Annotated in this window: 21 protein-coding genes; 18 read left to right on the top strand and 3 right to left on the bottom strand. The window is 69.3% G+C overall.

Annotated features, from left to right (window positions below; translation table 11 throughout):
• Nucleotides 1-12 precede the first annotated feature (12 nt).
• From serC to ASD35_RS25820, 16 genes are all read left to right on the top strand, one after another.
• A complete protein-coding gene (gene serC, locus ASD35_RS25745; RefSeq protein WP_056877818.1) occupies nt 13-1,101 on the top strand; it encodes a 3-phosphoserine/phosphohydroxythreonine transaminase in 1,089 nt (362 codons plus the stop codon).
• Entirely contained in the window at nt 1,094-2,191 is a 1,098-nt protein-coding gene (gene pheA / locus ASD35_RS25750) for a prephenate dehydratase (RefSeq protein ID WP_056877819.1), read from the top strand. The genes serC and pheA overlap by 8 nt, the downstream gene beginning before the upstream one ends.
• A gap of 4 nt (nt 2,192-2,195) precedes the next feature.
• Entirely contained in the window at nt 2,196-3,092 is an 897-nt protein-coding gene (locus ASD35_RS25755; protein WP_056877820.1) for a prephenate dehydrogenase/arogenate dehydrogenase family protein, read from the top strand.
• Nucleotides 3,092-5,092, top strand: coding sequence for a bifunctional 3-phosphoshikimate 1-carboxyvinyltransferase/cytidylate kinase (locus ASD35_RS25760; RefSeq protein ID WP_056877821.1), 2,001 nt, complete (start codon nt 3,092-3,094; stop codon nt 5,090-5,092). Before ASD35_RS25755 ends, ASD35_RS25760 begins: the two co-directional genes overlap by 1 nt.
• Before the next feature lie 168 nt (nt 5,093-5,260).
• The gene (gene rpsA / locus ASD35_RS25765; protein WP_082567935.1) at nt 5,261-6,976 is read left to right on the top strand and encodes a 30S ribosomal protein S1; all 1,716 of its coding nucleotides are present in this window, start codon (nt 5,261-5,263) and stop codon (nt 6,974-6,976) included.
• 110 nt (nt 6,977-7,086) lie between these two features.
• A complete protein-coding gene (locus ASD35_RS25770; RefSeq protein WP_056877823.1) occupies nt 7,087-7,380 on the top strand; it encodes an integration host factor subunit beta in 294 nt (97 codons plus the stop codon).
• A 155-nt stretch (nt 7,381-7,535) separates the two neighbouring features.
• On the top strand, nt 7,536-7,835 hold the full coding sequence (locus tag ASD35_RS25775) for a lipopolysaccharide assembly LapA domain-containing protein (protein WP_056877824.1): 300 nt from the start codon (nt 7,536-7,538) through the stop codon (nt 7,833-7,835).
• A complete protein-coding gene (lapB, locus tag ASD35_RS25780) occupies nt 7,825-8,967 on the top strand; it encodes a lipopolysaccharide assembly protein LapB (RefSeq protein ID WP_056877825.1) in 1,143 nt (380 codons plus the stop codon). Before ASD35_RS25775 ends, lapB begins: the two co-directional genes overlap by 11 nt.
• Before the next feature lie 4 nt (nt 8,968-8,971).
• Nucleotides 8,972-9,703 (top strand): hypothetical protein, encoded by a 732-nt coding sequence (locus ASD35_RS25785; RefSeq protein ID WP_056877826.1) that lies wholly within the window; start codon nt 8,972-8,974, stop codon nt 9,701-9,703.
• Nucleotides 9,700-10,656 carry a glycosyltransferase family 32 protein gene (locus ASD35_RS25790; RefSeq protein ID WP_056877827.1) on the top strand — a complete coding sequence of 319 codons (957 nt, stop codon included), beginning with the start codon at nt 9,700-9,702 and terminating at the stop codon, nt 10,654-10,656. Before ASD35_RS25785 ends, ASD35_RS25790 begins: the two co-directional genes overlap by 4 nt.
• Nucleotides 10,657-10,743: 87 nt before the next feature.
• On the top strand, nt 10,744-11,316 hold the full coding sequence (locus tag ASD35_RS25795) for an SIS domain-containing protein (protein WP_056877828.1): 573 nt from the start codon (nt 10,744-10,746) through the stop codon (nt 11,314-11,316).
• Nucleotides 11,313-12,248: a D-glycero-beta-D-manno-heptose-7-phosphate kinase gene (gene rfaE1, locus ASD35_RS25800; RefSeq protein ID WP_056877829.1), complete on the top strand. Its 936-nt coding sequence runs from the start codon at nt 11,313-11,315 to the stop codon at nt 12,246-12,248. Before ASD35_RS25795 ends, rfaE1 begins: the two co-directional genes overlap by 4 nt.
• The gene (locus tag ASD35_RS25805) at nt 12,245-12,742 is read left to right on the top strand and encodes an adenylyltransferase/cytidyltransferase family protein (protein WP_056877830.1); all 498 of its coding nucleotides are present in this window, start codon (nt 12,245-12,247) and stop codon (nt 12,740-12,742) included. The genes rfaE1 and ASD35_RS25805 overlap by 4 nt, the downstream gene beginning before the upstream one ends.
• Complete coding sequence (gene gmhB / locus ASD35_RS25810) at nt 12,739-13,287, top strand: D-glycero-beta-D-manno-heptose 1,7-bisphosphate 7-phosphatase (RefSeq protein ID WP_056877831.1); 549 nt, start codon at nt 12,739-12,741, stop codon at nt 13,285-13,287. The genes ASD35_RS25805 and gmhB overlap by 4 nt, the downstream gene beginning before the upstream one ends.
• Entirely contained in the window at nt 13,280-14,101 is an 822-nt protein-coding gene (locus ASD35_RS25815) for a DUF5672 family protein (RefSeq protein ID WP_157275777.1), read from the top strand. Before gmhB ends, ASD35_RS25815 begins: the two co-directional genes overlap by 8 nt.
• 160 nt (nt 14,102-14,261) lie before the next feature.
• Nucleotides 14,262-15,059 (top strand): hypothetical protein, encoded by a 798-nt coding sequence (locus tag ASD35_RS25820; protein WP_157275778.1) that lies wholly within the window; start codon nt 14,262-14,264, stop codon nt 15,057-15,059.
• 86 nt (nt 15,060-15,145) lie between these two features.
• On the opposite strand, the gene ASD35_RS25825 is transcribed toward ASD35_RS25820, so the two are convergent.
• On the bottom strand, nt 15,146-16,159 hold the full coding sequence (locus tag ASD35_RS25825; RefSeq protein WP_056877834.1) for a glycosyltransferase family 9 protein: 1,014 nt from the start codon (nt 16,157-16,159) through the stop codon (nt 15,146-15,148).
• Nucleotides 16,156-17,130, bottom strand: a complete 975-nt coding sequence (locus ASD35_RS25830; RefSeq protein ID WP_056877835.1) for a glycosyltransferase family 9 protein — start codon at nt 17,128-17,130, stop codon at nt 16,156-16,158. The genes ASD35_RS25825 and ASD35_RS25830 overlap by 4 nt, the downstream gene beginning before the upstream one ends.
• A gap of 146 nt (nt 17,131-17,276) precedes the next feature.
• Here ASD35_RS25830 and ASD35_RS25835 point away from each other — a divergent pair, with 146 nt between their 5' ends.
• Nucleotides 17,277-19,013, top strand: coding sequence for an ABC transporter transmembrane domain-containing protein (locus ASD35_RS25835; RefSeq protein ID WP_056877836.1), 1,737 nt, complete (start codon nt 17,277-17,279; stop codon nt 19,011-19,013).
• On the top strand, nt 19,010-19,285 hold the full coding sequence (locus ASD35_RS25840; RefSeq protein ID WP_056877837.1) for a helix-hairpin-helix domain-containing protein: 276 nt from the start codon (nt 19,010-19,012) through the stop codon (nt 19,283-19,285). Before ASD35_RS25835 ends, ASD35_RS25840 begins: the two co-directional genes overlap by 4 nt.
• Here the strand turns inward: ASD35_RS25840 and ASD35_RS25845 are convergent.
• Nucleotides 19,262-20,575: a patatin-like phospholipase family protein gene (locus ASD35_RS25845; RefSeq protein WP_082580469.1), complete on the bottom strand. Its 1,314-nt coding sequence runs from the start codon at nt 20,573-20,575 to the stop codon at nt 19,262-19,264. The genes ASD35_RS25840 and ASD35_RS25845 overlap by 24 nt on opposite strands.
• Nucleotides 20,576-20,636: the final 61 nt, after the last annotated feature.

The raw sequence follows: 20,636 nt of genomic DNA on the forward strand, positions 1-20,636 counted from the left end.
CCTCCGATCTCAATGACCTCAGCCCGCCCGTTCAACTTCTCCGCCGGCCCGGCCACCCTGCCCGAACCTGTACTGTGCCAGGTGGCCGCCGAGATGCTGGACTGGGGCGGCAGCGGGATGAGCGTCATGGAAATGAGCCACCGCGGCAAGGAGTTCGGGGCCATCCTGGAGCGCGCCGAAGCCGACCTTCGCGAGTTGCTGGCCGTGCCGGCCAACTTCCGCATCCTGTTCATGCAGGGCGGCGGCCTGGGCGAGAACGCCATCGTGCCGTTGAACCTGAGCCGCGGCGGCAAGGTCGACGTCGTCGTCACCGGCTCCTGGTCGCGCAAGAGCGCGGCCGAGGCGCGCCGCTATGCCGACGTGCATGTCGCCGCCGAGGGCAACGGTCGCGAGATCCCGGTCGGCTGGACGCTGCGCGATGACGCCAGCTATGTGCACGTCTGCACCAACGAGACCATCGACGGCGTCGAGTTCCACGACCTGCCCCGGCTGACCAACGGCGTGCCGCTGGTCATCGACTGCTCGTCCCACCTGCTGTCCCGCCCCATCGACTGGCAACGCGTCGGCCTGGCCTTTGGCGGCGCGCAGAAGAACATCGGCCCGGCCGGCTTGACGCTGGTCTTCGTGCGCGAGGACCTGCTCGGCCATGCGATGGACATCTGCCCCACGGCCTTCAACTACGAGACGGTGGCAGCCAACCATTCCATGTACAACACGCCGCCGACGTTCGCGATCTACGTCGCGGGCCTGGTGTTCCAGTGGGTCAAACAGCTGGACTACGCCGGCAAGCGGGGCCTGGCCGCCATCGAGCAGCGCAACATCGACAAGGCCGCGCTGCTCTACACGGCGCTGGACGCATCGGCCTTCTACGAGAACCGCGTCGCCGCCAACTGCCGTTCGCGCATGAACGTGCCCTTCTTCTTGAAGGACGAGCAGCTCAACGAAACCTTCCTGGCCGAAGCCAAGGCGGCCGGCCTGCTGCAGCTCAAGGGCCACAAGTCGGTCGGCGGCATGCGCGCTTCCATCTACAACGCGATGCCGCTGGAAGGCGTGCAGGCGCTGGTGTCCTTCCTGCAGGACTTCGAGGCCCGCCATGGCTGAACCCGTCGCCTCCCAGGCGCTGTTGGCGCTGCGCGACCAGATCGACGGCCTGGATAAGCAGCTGCTGGAGCTGCTGAACCAGCGCGCCCGCGTGGCCGAGCAGGTCGGCGAGATCAAGCGCGCCGAGGGCACGCCCTTCTTCCGCCCCGACCGCGTCGCGCAGGTCATCGACAAGATCCGCGCCGCTAACCCCGGCCCGCTGAAGGCCGAACACGTGGCCGCCATCTGGCGCGAGATCATGTCCGCCTGCCTGGCGCTGGAGTCGCCGCAGCGCGTCGCCGTGCTGGGGCCGGTGGGCACCTTCTGCGAGCAGGCCGCCATCGAGTACTTCGGCGGCGCCGCCGACCTCGTCTATTGCGCCAACTTCGACGAGGTCTTCCACGCCACTGCCAGCGGCAGCGCGCAGTTCGGCGTCGTCGGTGTGGAAAACATGACCGAGGGCGTCGTCACGCGCTCGCTGGACCTGTTCCTGCACACGCCCTGCCATGTGGTCGGCGAGGTCAGCCTGCTGATCCGCCACAACCTGATGCGCAAGGAGCCGTCCATGAACGGCATCGAGGCCGTGTTGGCGCATCCGCAGGCGCTGGCCCAGTGCCAGAACTGGTTGAACAAGCACCTGCCCGATGTCGAGCGCCGCGCGGTGTCCAGCAATGCTGAAGGCTCGCGCTTCGCCGCCGAGAACCCGGCGCTGGCGGCGCTAGGCAGCGAGCGCGCCTCCACGCTGTTCGGCCTGCACATCACCGCCCACGCCATACAGGACGAGGCCTACAACCGCACCCGCTTCGCCGTCATCTGTCTGCCGCAGACGATGGCCACGCCGCCAGCCACTGGCCGGGACTGCACCAGCCTGGTCGTCTCCGTGCCCAACCGCCCGGGCGCTATGCACGACCTGCTGGTGCCGCTGAAGACCCACGGCGTGTCCATGACCCGCCTGGAGTCCCGCCCGGCCCGCACCGGCCAGTGGGACTACCACTTCTACATCGACCTCGACGGCCACCCCAGCCAGCCGCACGTCGCGGCGGCGCTGGTGGAATTGCGCGAGCTGTGCGCCTTCTTCAAGATCCTGGGCGCCTACCCGGTGAAGGCCTGAGCCGATGTTCAACCAACTCGGCGTGATCGGGTGCGGCCTGATGGGTGGCAGTTTCGCGCTGGCGATGAAGCGCGCCGGCCTCGTGCGTCGCGTCATCGGCTACAGCAAGTCGCCGTCGACGACCGAGCAGGCCAAGAAGCTGGGTGTCATCGACGTCGCCGCCGAATCGGCCCTGCTCGCGGTCTCGGGCTCAGACATCGTGCTGATCGCCGTGCCGGTGTCCGCCACCGAAAGCACGCTCAAGGCGATCCGCCACCTGGTCAACCCGGGCGTGCTCTTCATGGACGTCGGCTCGACCAAGTGCGACGTCATCGAAGCCGCGCGCCGCGCGCTGGGCGAGCGGGCTGCCAGCTTCGTGCCCTGCCACCCGATCGCCGGCAAGGAGTCGGGCGGCGTCCAGCATGCCGAGGCGACGCTCTACGAAGGCCGCCAGGTCATCCTGACGCCGCAGCCTTTCACGAACCCGCAGCTCGTGCAGCGCGCCACCGACGTCTGGTCCGCGCTCGGCGCCACGGTGCTGAAGATGCGGCCGCACAACCACGACGCCGCGTTCGCCGCAGTCAGCCACCTGCCGCATCTGCTGGCCTTCGCGTTTTTCCAGGCGATTGCCGAACAGCCGGCCGCGCGGGACTACCTCAGCCTCGCCGGTCCGGGCTTCCGCGATTTCACGCGCATCGCCGCCGGCGAGCCGGCCGTCTGGCGCGACATCCTGCTGACCAACAAGCGCGATGTGCTGGCCCAGTCCAAGCGATTCCGGGCGGCGCTCGACGCGCTGGAGGCGTTGATCGAGTCCGGCGACGCCGCCGCCCTCGAGGCCGCACTGCGCCCCATCTCCGAAGGCCGTGCGGCCTGGAGCTTGTCCACCCCTGCTGTCCCTCCCGGCCGCCCTACGGCTAAGTGATGTTCAAGATTCCCTTCCTCGACCTGCCGCCGCTGCGCGGCGCTGCAGGCACCGTGCGCCTGCCCGGCTCCAAGAGCATTTCCAACCGCGTGCTGCTGCTGGCCGCGCTGAGCGAAGGGCGCACCGTCGTGCGCGACCTGCTCGCCTCCGACGACACGGCTGTCATGCTCGATGCGCTGCGCGCCTTGGGCTGCGGCGTGGCGCAGGATGGCGACACGGTCAGCATCGTGGGCCTGGGCGGGAAGCTGCTCGCCAAGCAGGCCAAGCTCTTCCTGGGCAATGCGGGCACGGCCATGCGTCCGCTGACCGCAGCACTCGCGCTGCTGGCGGCAACGCAAGGCGGCGACTTCGAGGTCTCCGGCGTCGCACGCATGCACGAGCGCCCGATCGGCGACCTGGTCGATGCGCTGCGCGGCCTGGGCTGCGCCATCGACGACCTCGGCAACCCCGGCTATCCGCCCCTGCGCCTGCGTGGACCGTCGACGCTGGCACTCGACGCGCCGGTGCGCGTCCGCGGCGACGTGTCCAGCCAGTTCCTGACCGCCCTGCTGCTGGCGCTGCCGCTCGTGGCCGAGCGCGACATCCGTATCGAGGTCATCGGCGAGCTCATCTCCAAGCCTTACATCGAGATCACGCTGGCGCTGCTGGCGCGTTTCGGCATCGATGTGCAGCGCGACGGCTGGGAGGCCTTCACCATCCCGGCCGGCAGCCGCTACCGCTCGCCCGGCGAGGTCTTCGTCGAAGGCGATGCGTCGTCGGCGTCCTATTTCGTCGCGCTGGGCGCCATCGCGGCGACCGACGCACCCGTGCGCATCGAGGGCGTCGGCAACGAGTCGCTGCAGGGCGACGTGCGCTTCATCGAGGCTGCGGCCGCCATGGGCGCGAATGTCCAGGCCGGGCCGAACTGGCTGGAGGTGCGTCGCGCCGCCTGGCCGCTCAAGGGCCTCAGCCTTGACTGCAACCACATCCCCGACGCGGCGATGACCCTGGCCGTCATGGCGCTCTATGCCGACGGGCCGACCACACTGAGCAACATCGCCAGCTGGCGCGTCAAGGAGACCGACCGCATCGCCGCCATGGCGACCGAACTGCGCAAGCTGGGCGCCGCAGTCGAGGAAGGCCCCGACTGGATCCGGGTGCATCCGCTGCACGACTGGAAGGCGGCCGCCATTCACACGTATGACGACCACCGCGTGGCGATGTGTTTCTCGTTGGCGGCTTTCAACGGCCTGGTCACCGACAAACCTGTGCCGGTGCGCATCCTGGAGCCGCACTGCGTCGCCAAGACCTTCCCGGACTATTTCGAGACGCTGTTCGGCGTCGTCAGCGTCAATGCCGCCGACGTGCCGGTCATCACCATCGACGGCCCGACCGCCTCCGGCAAGGGCACGCTGGCCGACGAGGTCGGCAAGGCGCTGGGTTTCGGCGTGCTGGATTCCGGCGCGCTCTACCGTGTCACCGGGCTGGCCGCGCGCCGCGCCGGCCTGGACCTGGACGACGGCGAAGCCGTCGCCGCGATCGTGCCCACATTGGCGCTGCGCTTCAGCGACGGCCATGTCTTCCTCGGCGACGAGGATGTGAGCGCCCGGCTGCGCGCGGAGGCGACCGGCCTGCTGGCCTCGCAGGTGGCGGTCCACCCGGCCGTGCGGCAGGCACTGCACCAGCTGCAGCTCGGCTTCCGGCGCCTGCCTGGCCTTGTCGCTGACGGACGCGACATGGGCACGGCCATCTTCCCTGACGCCGACCTCAAGGTTTTCCTGACCGCCAGCGCCGCCACGCGCGCCGAGCGGCGGTATAAGCAATTGATTTCCAAAGGGATTTCGGCTAATATCAAAGGCTTGCGCGAAGATTTGGAGGCGCGGGACGAACGGGACAAGAACCGCTCGGCCTCACCTCTGGCCCCCGCGCAGGACGCGCAGCTGCTCGACAACTCGGCGCTGACCATCGAAGCCTCGGTGGATCAGGTATTGAGCTGGTGGCAGCAGCGCCGGCCCTTCTGACGCGCCTTGTTACTCACGGGGCGCCCAAAAGAGTCCAGGCTTGAGAAGCCACGGCCCGCGGCCCTTCCCTCCGAACGTCTGTTCACTGAGGGCTGCGATGTCAACAACTTAACCCGCAGCTCGTCTGCACGCCGCGTCGGGGCTCCTCGACGCATCAAGGTCCAACACATGTCCCAAACCCAAACCGCCCAAGCCTCCGGCATGGAATCCTTTGCCGCCATGTTCGAGGAGTCGCTGCAGCGCTCCGACATGCGCGCTGGCGAAGTGATCTCGGCCGAAGTCGTTCGTGTCGAACACAACTTCGTCGTCGTCAACGCAGGCCTCAAGTCCGAAGCCTACGTGCCCATCGAGGAGTTCAAGAACGACCAGGGCGAACTGGAAGTCCAGGTCGGCGACTTCGTCTCCGTCGCCATCGACGCCATCGAAAACGGCTACGGCGACACCATCCTGTCGCGCGACAAGGCCAAGCGCCTGGCCTCGTGGCTGAGCCTGGAAACGGCCCTGGAGTCCGGCGACTTCGTGACCGGCACCGTCTCCGGCAAGGTCAAGGGCGGCCTGACCGTCCTGGTCAACGGCATCCGCGCCTTCCTGCCCGGGTCGCTGCTGGACACCCGCCCGGTGAAGGACATGAGCCCCTACGAGGGCAAGACCATGGAATTCAAGGTCATCAAGCTCGACCGCAAGCGCAACAACGTGGTGCTGTCGCGTCGTGCCGTGGTCGAAGCCTCCATGGGTGAAGAGCGCGCCAAGCTGCTCGAGACGCTGTCCGAAGGCGCCATCGTCAACGGCGTGGTCAAGAACATCACCGAATACGGTGCGTTCGTGGACCTCGGCGGCATCGACGGCCTGCTGCACATCACCGACATGGCCTGGCGCCGTGTCCGTCACCCGAGCGAAGTGGTGACGGTCGGCCAGGAACTGACCGCCAAGGTCCTGAAGTTCGACGCCGAGAAGAACCGCGTCTCGCTGGGCATCAAGCAACTGGGCGACGACCCGTGGTTCGGCGTGGCCCGCCGCTACCCGACCGGCACCCGCCTGTTCGGCAAGGTCACGAACATCGCCGACTACGGCGCGTTCGTCGAGATCGAGCCGGGCATCGAAGGCCTGGTGCACGTCTCCGAAATGGACTGGACCAACAAGAACATCGCCCCCAGCAAGCTGGTCTCGCTGGGCGACGAAGTCGAAGTCATGGTCCTGGAGATCGACGAAGACAAGCGCCGCATCAGCCTGGGCATGAAGCAGTGCAAGGCCAACCCGTGGGAAGAGTTCGCCGAGAACGTCAAGCGCGGCGACAAGGTCAAGGGCCCGGTCAAGTCGATCACCGACTTCGGCGTGTTCGTGGGCCTGGCGCAAGGCATCGACGGCCTGGTGCACCTGTCCGACCTTTCTTGGGACGAGACCGGCGAGACCGCCGTTCGCAACTTCAAGAAGGGCCAGGAAGTCGAAGCCGTGGTTCTGGCCGTGGACGTCGAGCGCGAGCGCATCTCGCTGGGCATCAAGCAACTGGACAGCGACCCGTTCACCGCCTACACCACGATCAATGACCGTGGCGCCTCGGTGACCGGCAAGGTCAAGACCGTCGACCCGCGCGGCGCCGAGATCGAGCTGGCTGACGGCGTGATGGCCTACCTGCGCGCTTCGGAAATCTCCCGCGACCGCGTGGAAGACGCCCGCAACGTGCTGAAGGAAGGCGACGAAGTCACCGCCGTGGTCGTCAACATCGACCGCAAGACCCGCAACATCCAGCTGTCCATCAAGGCCAAGGACAACGCCGACAACCAGGAAGCCATGCAGCGCCTGAGCCAGTCGAGCGAGCGTGAGAACGCTGGCACCACCAGCCTGGGCGCCCTGCTGCGCGCCAAGCTGGACAACCAGGGCAACTAAGCCCTCGGTTGACTGCCCGGTCTCCACGGAGGCCGGGTATGCTCCCCACAGGCTCGCCGGCCTCGCCAGCGGGCCTGTTTCAATTTGACGACTGACAAAGCCGCTTTGCCATGACCCGCTCCGACCTCGTCGCCGTGCTCGCCGAACGATTTGGCCAACTGACCCAGCGCGACACCGAGTTCGCGGTCAAGACCATCCTCGACGCGATGAGCGACGCACTCGCCCGCGGCCACCGCATCGAGATCCGCGGCTTCGGCAGCTTCTCCATCAGCCGGCGCCCGCCCCGCGTGGGCCGCAACCCGCGCAGCGGCGAGCAGGTCATGATCCCGGAGAAGCTGGCCCCTCATTTCAAGCCCGGCAAGGCGCTGCGCGAAGCCGTGGACAAGCATCTCCCCGTGGAATGATGCCCCTCGTCCAAGGAGTACCTTGGCCGGTCCCCCGGGGGGACGGCGATGCTTGCCGGATTGACCGACAAGCACATCGCCATGGCGGGCCGGCTCGGGAGCGGCCCAGCGCTCGGCCCGGAAAACAGAACGCCGCCTGAGCCAAAATCCCGCGCATGCGCACCCTCGTCTGGCTCCTGCGGGCCCTGCTCTTCTTCACGCTGTTCGCCTTCGCCTTGAACAACAGCCACGACGCGGTCGTGCGCTGGTTCTTCGGCCACGAATGGCGCGCGCCGCAGGTCATCATCGTGCTGCTGGCCTTCGGCCTGGGCGCCGCCTTTGGCGTGCTCGCCATGGTGCCGGCCTGGTGGCGCCACCGCCGCGCCGCCCAGCGCGCCGAGCCGCTGCCCGGCACGCCCATCCCCGCGCCTGACGCGCCCGCCGTTCCCTACGCCGCCCACCAAGATGGAGTTTGATCCGCGCTGGCTGCTCTTCGTCCTGCCCGTCGTCTTCGTCCTCGGCTGGCTGGCCTCCAAACTCGATTCCAAGCAGTGGAAGCTCGAACAGCGTGAATCGCCCAAGGCCTATTTCAAAGGCCTGAACCTGCTGCTGAACGAGCAGCAGGACAAGGCCATCGACGCCTTCATCGAAGCCGTCCAGAACGACCCCGACACGTCCGAGCTGCATTTCGCACTGGGCAGCCTGTTCCGCCGCCGCGGCGAGACCGAGCGCGCCGTGCGCGTGCACGAGCACCTGCTGCGCCGCGGCGACTTGGCGCAGGCCGACCGCGACCGCGCGCAGCACGAACTGGCGCAGGACTTCTTCAAGGCCGGCCTGTTCGACCGCGCCGAGGCCGCCTACGCCGAGTTGCGCGGCACCGCCTTCGAGCGTGAGGCGCGGCTGGCCCTGCTGTCGCTGTACGAGCGCTCGCGCGACTGGAGCAAGGCCGCGGAAGTCGCCGCCGAGCTGGAGGCCGCTGGCAGCGGTTCGTTCTCCGGCCGCATCGCGCACTACCTTTGCGAGCAGGCGCTGGTCGCGCAGTCGCAAGGCCATGCGGATCTCGCACAGGAGCTGATCGGCCAGGCCCAGCGCCGCGAACCCGAAGCCGCGCGTGCCTACGTGCTGCAGGGCCAGTTGCTGCTGAAGGCCGGCCAGGCCGAGGCTGCGTTCACGGCCTTCACCAAACTGCTGGCCGCCAACCCGCCGGCATTCAACCTGGTCGCCGCCGACTGTGCGGCAGCAGCCCAAAGCCTGGGCCAGCCCGAGCGCGCCATCGCGATGCTGGCCGAGCAATACCAGCGCGCACCCAGCATGCATTTGCTGCGCGCGCTCGCCACGCTGCAGCCCGCTCCGCAGCGCGAGCGTCTTGCGGCACACCTGCGCGAGCAACCGGCGCTGTCCGCGGCGACCGAACTGCTCAAGCTCAACGCCGCCGCGCTGCCCGCCAACGAAGCCGCGCCCATGGTGCAAGCGCTGGAGAAGGCCACCAAGCCGCTGCTGCGCTACCGCTGCGCCGCCTGCGGCTTCGAAGCCGCGCACTACTTCTGGCAGTGCCCCGGTTGTCTGAACTGGGACACCTACCCCCCACGCCACGTGGAAGAGCTGTAAGCCGATGCGCCACATCATCTGCATGAAGTGGGGCAGCAAATACGGCCCCGAGTACGTCAACCGCCTCTATGCGATGGTGCGTCGGCATCTGAAGGGCGACTTCAGCTTCGTCTGCCTGACCGACCGCACCGAGGGCATTCGCGCCGAGGTGCGGTGCTTTCCCATTCCCGAGCTCACGCTCCCTAACGGCGAACCCGAGCGGGGCTGGAAGAAGCTGACCACCTTCAGCCCGGTGCTCGTCAACGAGTACGGCCTCAGCGGCACCGCGCTCTTCCTCGACCTCGACGTCGTCATCGTCGACGGCATCACGCCCTTCTTCGAGGTGCCGGGCGAGTTCCTCGTCATCCACGACTGGAAGCGGCCGTGGCGCATCACCGGCAACTCCTCCGTCTACCGCTGGGAGCTGGGGGCCCATCAGGACGTGCTCACCGAGTTCGTCGCCGACCAGGCCAAGGCCAAGGCCGAGTTCCGCAACGAGCAGGCCTTCCTGTCCGCCGTGCTGCACCGCCAGGGCAAGCTCAAGTACTGGGATGACGCCTGGTGCGCCAGCTACAAGTACCACTGCATCCCGGCCTGGCCGACGAGCTACTGGCGCGACCCCTTCATTCCCGAGGGTGCGCGCATCCTCATCTTCCACGGCGTCATGAACCCGCCCGACGCGTTGGCCGGCCGCAGCAACGGCAACTGGCGGCATGCGCGGCCGGCGCGCTGGATCGCCGACCACTGGCGCGAATGAGCGTCGCCCAGCTCTGCCTGCTCGGCCTGCTGGTCATCGTCGCGGGCCTGCTGCTGCGTGAACTGGCCACGGTGCTGCGCGCCAAGGTGCCGGCGCAGACGCGCGTCGTCGTGGTGGGCGAGGACGGGCCGCTCTGCCACGACGAGATTCCCAAGGTCATCTGGACCTATTGGCAGGCCACGCCGCCGCCCGCCTTCATCGCGGCCTGCCTGGCCAACTGGCGCCGCTTCGCGCCCGACCACGAGTTGCGCGTGCTGGGCCGCAACAACATCGTCGAATGGCTGCCCGAACTTCGCGCCGACTTCGACGCCCTGCCCGCCCACCGTCAGGCCGACTGGCTGCGAGTGCAGTTGCTGGCGCGGCATGGCGGCGTGTGGATGGACACGTCCACGCTGCTGAGCCGCGACCTCGGCTGGCTGCACGAGACGCGCCGCCGCCGCGGTGCCGACCATGTCGGCTTCTACATCGACCGCGACACGACACGGCCCGAGCTGCCCGTCATCGAACCCTGCCTGATGGCCTCGGTGCCAGGCGGTCGCTTCGCCGTCGCGCTGGCCGACGCCTTCGACCGCGCGCTGGCCGAAGGCGCCGCGACGCTGCTGCAGCGGCTGCGCGACGAGGGACGGCATCTGCGCGTGATGCAGGCATTGCCCGAGGATCTGGAGCGCTTTGCGCTGCTGCAGGCCGCCGCCAGCGAGCTGCTGGACCGAGCCCCCCAGGCCGCGCGCGTCGTGCTGCTGCGCGCCGAGGACGGCCCGCTCGCCTGGCTCGCGGCCGTGGGCTGGCGCCAGCGCCCCTTCTACGTGCGCCTGGCGCTGACAAGCTGCCCGCGCGTGCTGCCCGCGGTGCTGAAGCTGCGCGCCGCCGAGCGTGCCGTGGTGGAGCGCCACTGGCTGCGCGGTCGCTTCCTGAAGATCAGCGCCCTCGCGCAGCTGATCGACCGTGCGCCGTGACACGTCGGCCCGTCCCGGGGCCCGACCATCCCATCGCCGATACTTGAAACGTCAGTCTGCAGAGGGGTGAAAGCCCCGGTCATCTCCATGAATTCCCTGTTCCTGCGCAACCTCGACGAACACCTGCAGCTCATGCAGGTCCTGGACGCCCTCGACCCGCAGGTGTCGGCCGCGGGCAAGCGCCTGGCCGCCGTGCTGACCGCCGGCGGCAAGCTGATGTTCTGCGGCAACGGCGGCTCCGCGGCCGACTGCCAGCACCTGGCTTCCGAGCTGACCGGCCGCTTCATCAAGGACCGCCGCCCGCTGGCCGGCCTGGCGCTGACCACCGACAGCTCGGCGCTGACCTGCATCGCCAACGACTACAGCTTCGAGGACGTCTTCACGCGCCAGGTGCAAGGCCTGGGCCGTGCCGGTGACGGCCTGGTCGCCATCTCCACGTCGGGCAATTCCGGCAACGTGCTGAAGGCCGTCGAGACCGCCAAGGCCATGGGCATCTACACGCTGGGCCTGCTGGGCCGCGACGGCGGCAAGCTGGGCGCGCTGTGCGACGACAGCATCGTCGTGCCGCACGCCATCACCGCGCGCATCCAGGAGGCGCACCTGCTGATCGGCCACACGCTGTGCGGGCTGATCGAGGCGGAAATGGGCCTCGGCCAATGAGCGCACTCCCCGCCCGCGAACTGCTCGCTGCACGGCGCGTGCTCGTCGTCGGCGACGTGATGCTGGACCGCTACTGGCACGGCGCCGTCGAGCGCATTTCGCCCGAGGCGCCGGTGCCGGTCGTGCGCATCGAGCGCGAGGAAGAGCGCCTTGGTGGCGCGGCCAACGTGGCACTCAACATCCGCACCCTCGGCGCGCGGGCCACGCTGCTGACCGTCGTGGGCCAGGACGAGCCGGCCCGGCGCCTGCGCGAGCTGCTGCACGAACGCGACATCCAGACCGTGCTGCGCGAGGACAAGCAGCTCTACACCATCGTCAAGCTGCGCATCATCGGCCGCGCCCAGCAGCTGCTGCGCGTGGACTTCGAGAATGAGCCCGACCACGAGGCGCTGGGCGAAATGCTGGAGGCCTTCGCCGAGCAGCTGCCCCAGCACGATGTCGTGCTGTTCTCCGACTACGGCAAGGGCGGCCTCACGCACATCCCGCGCATGATCGACATGGCCCGCGCCGCGGGCAAGCCCGTGCTGGTCGACCCCAAGGGCAGCGACTACCGGCGCTATGCCGGCGCCAGCGTCATCACGCCCAACCGCGGCGAGCTGGCCCAGGTGGCCGGCGCGTGGAAGGGCGAAGCAGAGCTGCGTGCCAAGGTCGACGCGCTGCGCGCCGACATTGACGTCGGCGCGGTGCTGCTGACGCGCTCCGAGGACGGCATGACGCTGTTCGACGACAGCGGCGTCACGCACGAACCCGCACGGGCGCGCGAGGTCTTCGACGTGACCGGCGCGGGCGACACCGTTATCGCCACGCTGGCCGTGCTCATCGGCGCCGGCGTGCCGCTGCCCGACGCCATGCGCCTGGCCAACAAGGCCGGCGGCATCGTCGTCGGCAAGTTCGGCACGGCGACGGTGAACTACGACGAGCTGGCCGCATGAGCACGCTGGAGGACAAACTCATCGACGCCGCGGCGCTGGACGACGCGGCCCTTGCCGCGCGGCTGGCCCCGCTCGGGCGCCCCATGGTGTTCACCAACGGCGTGTTCGACGTGCTGCACCGCGGCCACGTCGGCTACCTGCACGCGGCGCGCGAGCAAGGCGCGAGCCTCGTCGTCGCCGTCAACTCCGACGCCTCCGCGCGCGGCCTCGGCAAGGGGCCGGACCGGCCGCTGAACCGCGACGTCGACCGCGCGCTCGTGCTGGCCGGCCTGGCGGCGGTCGACGCCGTGCTGTTCTTCGACGAGCCCACGCCCTGCGAGCTGCTCCAGCGCGTGAAGCCGCAGCTGTACGTGAAGGGCGGCGACTACGACATGGAGGCGCTGGAAGAAACGCGCCTGGTGCGGTCCTGGGGCGGCGACGCGCTCGCCATCCCCTTCGTCGACGGCTATTCGACGACCGCCCTCGTCAACCGCATCCGCGCCCAGGGCCGATGACCCGCCCTGCCGCCTTCCTCGACCGCGACGGCGTCATCAACATCGACCACGGCTATGTCTCCCGTTGGGAGGACTTCGAGTACGTCCCCGGCGCGGTCGATGCGCTGCGGCGCCTGCAGGCCGCCGGGTATGCCCTCGTCATCGTGACCAACCAGTCGGGTGTCGCGCGCGGCTACTACGACGAGCCGGCGGTGCACGCGCTGCACGACGCGCTGCGCCAGGACCTGGCCGAGCAGGGCGTGACGCTGGCCGCCATCGAGCACTGTCCCCACCTGCCGGATGCGCTGGTGGCCCGCTATGCATGCGACTGCGACTGCCGCAAGCCGGCGCCCGGCATGATCCTGCGCAGCGCGCAGGCCCTGGGCATCGACCTCGCCGGCTCGCTGATGTTCGGCGACAAGGCCTCGGACGTCGAAGCCGGCTGCGCGGCCGGCGTCGGCCGCTCGGTGCTGCTGGCCACCAATGCAGACCCCGCCACCGCCAAGGGCGAGGCCCCCGAGTTCACCAGCCTGGCCGATGCCGTCGGCGCCCTGCTCGATGTCTAAGCCCCTCATCGCAGACCTGCGTGGCCGCGTCGCCCTCGTCTGCCTGGAGACCCGCCATCTCGGGTTGGCCTTGAACGCCATCCACCGCAGCACCGCGCAGCTGCGCTTCGACGAGATCCTGCTGTTCACCGATCAGGACTGGGTCGTGGACGGCGTGACAGTCGTGCGCTGCGAGTCCATTCGCTCCGCCGAGGAATACTCGAAGTTCATGTTGGGCGACTTCCACCGGCACATCCGCGCGCCGCATTTCCTGGTCGTGCAGTGGGACGGCTTCGTCATGCATCCCGAGAAGTGGCGCGACGACTTCCTCGACTGGGACTACATCGGCGCCCCATGGCCGCACCGGGACTATGCGGTCGGCAATGGCGGCTTCTCGCTGCGGTCGGTGCGACTGCACCAGGCCGTGGACACGCTGCCCAAGCCCGAATGCCACCCCGAGGATTCCTTCATCTGCCTATGGAACCGCCCGCAGTTGGAGGCGCTGGGCATGCGCTTCGCGCCCCTGGCAGTGGCACGTGAGTTCTCGGCAGAGACCGACGGCTACGAACACCAGCCCCTGGGCTTCCATCGCTTCGGCAACTTCAACGAGGCCTATGAAGAAGCCGCCCTCGTGGACTTCCTGCGCGCCGCGCCGGACGAGGTGGTTCGCTCCACGGAGGGCCGCGTGCTGCTGAAGAACTCGCTGCTGCTGGGCCGCAAGGCCGTCACGCGGGAACTCATCTCGCGCCGACTGTGCGGGCCGCTGCGCATGCGCATCGACACGCTGTCGATCGTGCTGCGCTACAGCCTGCGCCGAGGCGTCAGGCCAGCGTGAAATGCAGGCCACCGCCGAGCCATTGCAGTCCCTCACGCCGCCGTCCGGGGCTAGCTTGACCGCCATGCCGCCACCGAACGAGCCCGCGTCGTCCCCCGCCATTGCTGGCCTGGTTCGCAACTGGCCCTTTCAGCCGTCGCCCGTGCGCTTGACGGGCCGCTTGCGCACGATCAACCGGGTGCTGCGGTACGCAAGGCCCGCGCCGGCGTCGGCCGTGCTGAAGCCCGCGTCACGCCAGCCGCGCTGGGTGGCCTACTTCGTCTACGCGCCCCACGGCCATCTGTCACCCAGCCAGCGCTTCACGCTGGACCGCCTGAAGGCATCGGTGCTGCCGCTGCTGGTCGTGTGCGCCTGCCCACGCGGTGCCGCCGTGCTCCAGGCGCTGGGTGGATGTTGCGACGCGCTGTTGTGGAAAGACCCTCCAGGCTACGACTTCTCGGCCTATCGGCTCGTGCTGTCGCATCTGGCTGACTGTTCACCGGGTGCGGACGTGCTGGTCATGAACGACTCGGTCTACGGCCCGTTCGCCGACCTTCGCGAGGTGTTCGACACCGCCCCATGGGCGCTGACCGGCTTCACTGCGTCCAACCTGCGCGAGGCTCACATCCAGTCCTATGCCTTCCTGCTGCGCAACCTGCGGCCATCGACGCTGGTGCGGCTCGCGCCGGTGCTGCCACCCGGCATTGCGTTCAACCAGTTCCGGCACATCGTCGACCTGCAGGAAACCCGCTTCGCTCGCGTTGCCGCGCGGTCGATGTCGGTCGGGGCGCTGTGGTTCGGCAACGTGCGCGACGTGAGCGACGCCACGCTTGTTCGTCCGATGGAACTGCTCGACAACGGCTTTCCCTTCCTCAAGCGCTCGTTGCTCGGCAAGCATGAAGGCGTCATTGAGCGCGATGCGGTCCTCGCCCGCCTGCAGGCCCTCGGACATCCGGTACCGTTTGGCATCGGCACTTGACCGAAACGTCCCGGCGGCAGCGCTACAAACGCCAACCACTCCACGCGTGCCGCTGCTGACACTGGCGACTTGCCCATCCAGCACGTTCAGTGCAGTGATGCCAGCACGCGGGCCTCGACATCCGCGGCGCTGATGTCGGCCAGCTGCGCGGCTTGCAGCATGTGCACATGCTCGGGGTCGTGCTCCAACGGCGGCCGGGGCCCCAGCACGACGAAGGCATGCGTGCCCACCGCCGCGGCGAACTGGACGGCACCGGTGTCGTTGCCGATGCAGGCCTGCACCAGCGACAAGGCCGCCACGCTCTCGGCGACGCTGCTGTCGGTCATCGTCGTGACCCGATGGCGCAACGCCGGCTCGACGCGTGCCTGAATGGCCTCGGCCAGCGCTGCTTCCGCCGGCCCGCCCACCAGCAGCACGCCATGGCCGCGCGCGGCCAGCCGGTTGGCCAGGTCGACGAAATTGTCCTCGCCCCATTGCTTGTACGGTTCCGACGCGCCGATGGCCAGCGCATGCAGCGGGCGCGGCAGCCCGGCCAGGCGTTCGCGCATGCGCGCCAGTGCATCGGGCCGCACGCTGATGCGCGGCACGATGGGCGCGCTGCAGAAGCCCTGGGCGATGGAGAAAGCCGTTGCGTCCTTGTAGCCGGCCACGGCCGGGCCCCGATAGCGACTGATCCACGGAGACTTGGTCAACAGCAGCCGTTGCAGCCAGGTCTCGCCGAAGCCGAGGATGGTGCGGATGCCGGCCCGCCAGCAGACCATGATGGCGCGACCGGGATGGTCGGAGAACAGCACCATGCGGTCGAAGCGCTTGGGCGCCAGCTCCGCGCCGAAGCGCCACAACCCGTCCAGGCCGCTGTGCCGGCCGCGGCGGCGCTCGCTCTTGCGCGGGCGGCGGTCGAAGTCGATGACCTCACGCACCCAGGGCTCATGGCCGATCAGCTCGCGCGCCATGGTCGTCGGCGCCGCGATGACGGAGACCTGGCCGCCCTGGCTCTGCTCGGCCACGCAGCGGAAGTACTGCGCATGCCAGACCAGGTCGCCCATGCCGTTGAGCTGCAGCTGCACGGCCGTGCGTGGGCGGGTGTCTGCCTGGGTCATGCCGTCAGCGCGATGCGGGCGACATCACCCGGCTTGATGTCGGCCAGGCTCGCGGCCGTCAGGTTGTGCAGCGTCTCGGGGTCGTGCGCCAGCAGCGGGCGCGGGCCCAGCATGACCCAGGTCGGCGTGCCCACGGCCGCGGCGATCTGCACGCCACCAGTGTCGTTACCCAGGCAGGTGCGCACCAGCGACATCGCGGCCACGGTGTCCGCCACCGAGCCGTCGGTGGCGTCGAGGACGCGCGCGCGCAGTGTTGGCTCGACGCGCTGCAGGATGGCCTGCGCCATCTCGTGCTCCGCGGGGCCGGCGACCAGCAGCACGCCATGGCCCGCGCGCGCCAGCTCGGTGGCCAGCGCGGCGAAGTTGTCGGTGCCCCACTGCTTGTAGGGCTCCGACGAGCCGATGCACAGCGCATGCATGGGCTGCGGCAGGCCTTGCACGCGCGCCTTCACGCGCGCCAGCGCCTCGGGGCGCACGACCAGGCTGGGCACGATGGGCGCGTCGCACCAGCCGTGCGCCATGGCGAAGCGCGTCGCGTCCTCGTAGGTGCCCACGGCCGGGCCGGTGTAGCGCTCGATCCACGGCCCATGCGACAGCAGCCGGCGCTGCAGCCAGGTCGTGCCATAGCCCAGGCGCTCGGCGATGCGCGCCGTCAGCGCAACCAGCGACCGGTTGGTGTAGTTGGTGAACAGCACGATGCGGTCGAACTGCTTCTCGCGCAGCTCCAGGCCCATGCGGAACAGGCCCAGCACGCCGCGATGGCGGCCGCGCCGGCCCTCGTGGCGGCGCGGGTGGCGGTCGAAGTCGATGATCTCCCGCACCCAGGGTTCATGGCCCACCAGCTGCGGCGCGAACACCGTCGGCGACGCGATCAGCGCCACCTGCCCGCCGTGGCTGGCGGCAGCCACACGACGGAAGTACGGCACATGCCAGACCAGGTCGCCCATGCCGACCCACTGCAGCAGCACCACGGTGCGGGGTCTTGAGTCGGGGGCGGCGGGCGATGAGGGACGCGACGGCATCAGGCAGGGGGGGCGGAAAGCGGGCGGATTCTATGAGCCTGACCACTCGCCTCGGCAGGCGGCGGCGCCAGCAAACGCCGCGACAATCCGGCCCCATGTCCGCCGCCAATGCCTCCATCGCCCGACGCCTGGGCCAATACGTCTACCCGTATCGGTGGGGCGCGCTGCTGACCATCGTGGCCTACCTGTGTCTGGCCGGTACGGAATGGCTGCTGCCCCAGTTGATCAGCTATGCCTTCGACGACAAGGGCTTCACGCAGGATGCATACCCGTTGTGGATGGTGCCGGTGGTCCTCATCGGGCTGTACATCGTGCGCGGTGCATCGAGCTTTGCCGGGCAATACCTTTTCCACTGGACACAGACGCGCAGCGTGCTGGACTTCCGCACCGCACTGGTCAACTCGCTGCTGCGGCTGGACGCCCAGGTCTACACCCGCATGCAGCCGGGCACGGCGGTCACCAAGGTCGTCAACGACCCGCAGCAGATCCTGCAGCTGACCGGTGACGTGGGCATCGCGCTGCTGCGCGACGGCCTGGCCGCCATGGGTTTCGTGGTCTTGCTGTTCTACCTGAACTGGCAGCTCACGCTGATGGCGCTGGTCATCACGCCGGTGATGGCGCTGGTGATGAAGAAGCTCAACCAGCGCATGCGGCAGATGTCCACGCGCTCCTACGACTCGCAGCTGGTGCTGGTGAACAAGGTGGACGACATCACCCGCGCTTGGCGCGCGGTGCGCCAGTTCGGCGCGGCGGACTTCGAGCGCCAGCGCTTCACGGCCGCGGCGCTGGAGGTGCGGCGCTACAACCTCAAGGCCGCCGCAGCGGGCGCGCTGGCCCAGCCCGTGTCGCAACTGGTCGCCAGCGTGGGCTTGTCTCTGATCATCTGCATGGCTTTGTGGCAGGCACGCACGGAAGGCACCGGCGTGCAGGACTTCGCCAAGTACGTGGCCGCCTTGCTGTTGCTGCTCTCCAAGCTGCGCCACCTGTCCGACTTGGCCTCGCCGCTGACGCGCGCCAGCGTCATCGCCAAGGGCTGCTTCGAGCTGATGGACGCGCCCAAGGAGGTCGACACCGGCACGCGCGAACTGTCGGGCGCCGCGCACGGCGACATCGTGATGCAGGACGTGCGCCTGACCTACCCCGGCGCCACCCAGCCGGCGCTGGACGGCCTGAGTCTGACCTTCGGCGCTGGCAAGACAACGGCCCTCGTGGGCGCCTCGGGCGCTGGCAAGAGTTCCATCATCCACCTGCTGCTGGGTTTCGGCCGGCCCGACGGCGGCCGCATCCTGCTGGACGGCGAGGACATCGAGACACTGACGCGACTGTCGCTGCGCCGCCAGTTCGCCGTCGTGTCGCAGGACATCGTGCTGTTCGACGACTCGGTGGCCAACAACATCGCCTACGCCCAGCCGCGCGACGAGGCCAGGCTCGAAGCCGCGCTGCGTGCCGCCCACCTGTGGGATTTCGTGCAGACGCTGCCCGAGGGCGTGGAAACGGCCGTGGGCGCCAACGGCAGCAAGCTGTCCGGCGGCCAGCGCCAGCGCCTGGCCATCGCGCGGGCGCTGTACAAGGACGCGCCGATCTGGATCTTCGACGAAGCCACGTCGGCGCTGGACACCGAGAGCGAGCGCGCCGTGCAGCAGGCGCTGGCCGCCTGGTCGGGCCGCAAGACGCTGATCGTCATCGCGCACCGCCTGTCCACCATCCGCGACGCCGACGCCATCCACGTGATGGGCGCCGGCAAGCTCATCGAGACCGGCACGCATGCCGAGCTGCTGGCGCGCGAAGGCGCCTATGCGGCCATGGTGCGGGCCCAGGCCGGCGAAGCGTGAAACGTCGCGGCCTGCTGCTGTGGGCGGCGCTGCCGGCATGGGCGCAGGCCGAGGTCGAAATCAACACGGCGACACGTGCCGAACTCGAATCGCTGCCCGGCCTGGGCCCCGCGCTGGCGCAGCGCCTGCTGGCAGCGCGGCCGTTCAAGGACTGGGCGGACCTCATGCAGCGGGTGCCGGGCGTCAAGCATGCCGCGGCGCGCAAGCTGTCCGCAGCAGGGTTGCGCGTGGGCGGTGCGCCCCTGCCGTCAGCGGGCGGCAGCGTCGGCTGAGTCGGCCAGCGCAGCGGCGAAGCCGGCCGAGCGGCTGCGGCGCAGCGAGGCCGGGTCGATCTGCGGCGCACGCGTGGGCCAGCCGAAGAAGCGCTGCACGTCGGCGCGCTTGGCCAGCGTGTCGCTCATGCCCAGGTTGATCAGCTCGCCGACGAAGCTGGGCTCGAACAGCAGGTAGCTGATGAGCGCCGAGCCGCTGGTCGTCTTGCCCTTGCCGCTGACGCCGAAGGCCCGCAGCATCGCGCGCACGGACTTCGGCAGGCTGGCCTGGTGCTCGCCGGCCAGGTCGTCCAGCCGCCGGCTGGGGGCGATGACCAGCAGCTCGATGGGCCGCAGTGCCGTCGCGGCGCGGGTCTCGCGCGGCAGCAAGGCCAGCGTGCGGTTGATGCGGCGCAGGCGCTCCACGTCCACCGCCAGCGCGTCCAGGAAGATGTTGGACAGCGCATGCCCGGCGATCTGCGCCATGCTGGGATGCTCGCCGCTCGCCTGGTGGCGCCGGCCCTCGGGCTCCTTCATGCGGCCCGCGCCGATGACCAGGATGCGCTCGGCGCCCAGGTGCACGGCCGGCGAGATCGGCGCGCTCTGGCGCATGCTGCCGTCGCCGAACCACTCGGGCTCGCCCTCGAAGTCCAGCGGCTCGGCCGGGAAGATGAAGGGGATGGCCGACGAGGCCATCAGGTGCGCCAGCGTCAGCCGCGCCTGCACGGCCATGCGCTGCTCGCGCAGCCAGGGCACGACATGGTGGTGGGTCTGGAAAAAGGTGACGTGCTGGCCCGAGGTGTAGCTGGAGCCGGTCAGCGCCAGCGCGCGCAAGTGGCCGCCAGCCAGCATGGCTTCGACGCGCTCCATGTCCAGGTAGCGGCCCAGCAGCTCGCGCAGCGGCTTGTTGTCCAGCAGGCTGCGCGGGCGGCTGCGCGTCCAGCGCGCGATGGCCCAGCCCAGGCTCAGCATGCTCAGCCAGCGGGCGCCGCTCTTGACGGCCTCGAAAGCGTCGGCGCGGTAGATGTGCTCGACGTGCAGGCCCTGCCACAGGTGCAGCAGGCCGTCGACCGCGCCGTCGAAGTCATCGGCATGGCAGGCCAGCGTGGACGCGTTGATGGCGCCGGCCGAGGTGCCGCTGATGATGGGAAAGGGGTTGGCCGTCACGCCCGCGTCGCGCCGCAACTGCGCGATGGCGGCCAGCACGCCCACCTGGTAGGCCGCGCGCGCGCCACCACCGGTCAGGATCAGTCCGGTGACCGAATGCGGACGGGTGAGACCCGCGAGGGGCTTTGGCACGCTTTGTTGCATCGAGGGCCCTGTTGGCGCTGCGGCATGGGTCCGTTGCCGTAGCGTCAACAGGCCCTCTGGA

Source organism: Pelomonas sp. Root1444 (assembly GCF_001426885.1).
Lineage (GTDB): Bacteria > Pseudomonadota > Gammaproteobacteria > Burkholderiales > Burkholderiaceae_C > Pelomonas.

What these genes read in the sequence shown, in the direction of transcription:
- ASD35_RS25805 (WP_056877830.1), top strand. Translation starts at nt 12,245, where the DNA reads ATGAGCACGCTGGAGGACAAACTCATCGACGCCGCGGCGCTGGACGAC.
- ASD35_RS25845 (WP_082580469.1), bottom strand. Translation starts at nt 20,575, where the DNA reads ATGCAACAAAGCGTGCCAAAGCCCCTCGCGGGTCTCACCCGTCCGCAT.
- ASD35_RS25785 (WP_056877826.1), top strand. Translation starts at nt 8,972, where the DNA reads ATGCGCCACATCATCTGCATGAAGTGGGGCAGCAAATACGGCCCCGAG.
- ASD35_RS25825 (WP_056877834.1), bottom strand. Translation starts at nt 16,159, where the DNA reads ATGACCCAGGCAGACACCCGCCCACGCACGGCCGTGCAGCTGCAGCTC.
- ASD35_RS25835 (WP_056877836.1), top strand. Translation starts at nt 17,277, where the DNA reads ATGTCCGCCGCCAATGCCTCCATCGCCCGACGCCTGGGCCAATACGTC.
- rpsA (WP_082567935.1), top strand. Translation starts at nt 5,261, where the DNA reads ATGTCCCAAACCCAAACCGCCCAAGCCTCCGGCATGGAATCCTTTGCC.
- ASD35_RS25775 (WP_056877824.1), top strand. Translation starts at nt 7,536, where the DNA reads ATGCGCACCCTCGTCTGGCTCCTGCGGGCCCTGCTCTTCTTCACGCTG.
- serC (WP_056877818.1), top strand. Translation starts at nt 13, where the DNA reads ATGACCTCAGCCCGCCCGTTCAACTTCTCCGCCGGCCCGGCCACCCTG.
- ASD35_RS25815 (WP_157275777.1), top strand. Translation starts at nt 13,280, where the DNA reads ATGTCTAAGCCCCTCATCGCAGACCTGCGTGGCCGCGTCGCCCTCGTC.
- ASD35_RS25795 (WP_056877828.1), top strand. Translation starts at nt 10,744, where the DNA reads ATGAATTCCCTGTTCCTGCGCAACCTCGACGAACACCTGCAGCTCATG.
- rfaE1 (WP_056877829.1), top strand. Translation starts at nt 11,313, where the DNA reads ATGAGCGCACTCCCCGCCCGCGAACTGCTCGCTGCACGGCGCGTGCTC.
- pheA (WP_056877819.1), top strand. Translation starts at nt 1,094, where the DNA reads ATGGCTGAACCCGTCGCCTCCCAGGCGCTGTTGGCGCTGCGCGACCAG.
- lapB (WP_056877825.1), top strand. Translation starts at nt 7,825, where the DNA reads ATGGAGTTTGATCCGCGCTGGCTGCTCTTCGTCCTGCCCGTCGTCTTC.
- ASD35_RS25790 (WP_056877827.1), top strand. Translation starts at nt 9,700, where the DNA reads ATGAGCGTCGCCCAGCTCTGCCTGCTCGGCCTGCTGGTCATCGTCGCG.
- ASD35_RS25755 (WP_056877820.1), top strand. Translation starts at nt 2,196, where the DNA reads ATGTTCAACCAACTCGGCGTGATCGGGTGCGGCCTGATGGGTGGCAGT.
- gmhB (WP_056877831.1), top strand. Translation starts at nt 12,739, where the DNA reads ATGACCCGCCCTGCCGCCTTCCTCGACCGCGACGGCGTCATCAACATC.
- ASD35_RS25760 (WP_056877821.1), top strand. Translation starts at nt 3,092, where the DNA reads ATGTTCAAGATTCCCTTCCTCGACCTGCCGCCGCTGCGCGGCGCTGCA.
- ASD35_RS25770 (WP_056877823.1), top strand. Translation starts at nt 7,087, where the DNA reads ATGACCCGCTCCGACCTCGTCGCCGTGCTCGCCGAACGATTTGGCCAA.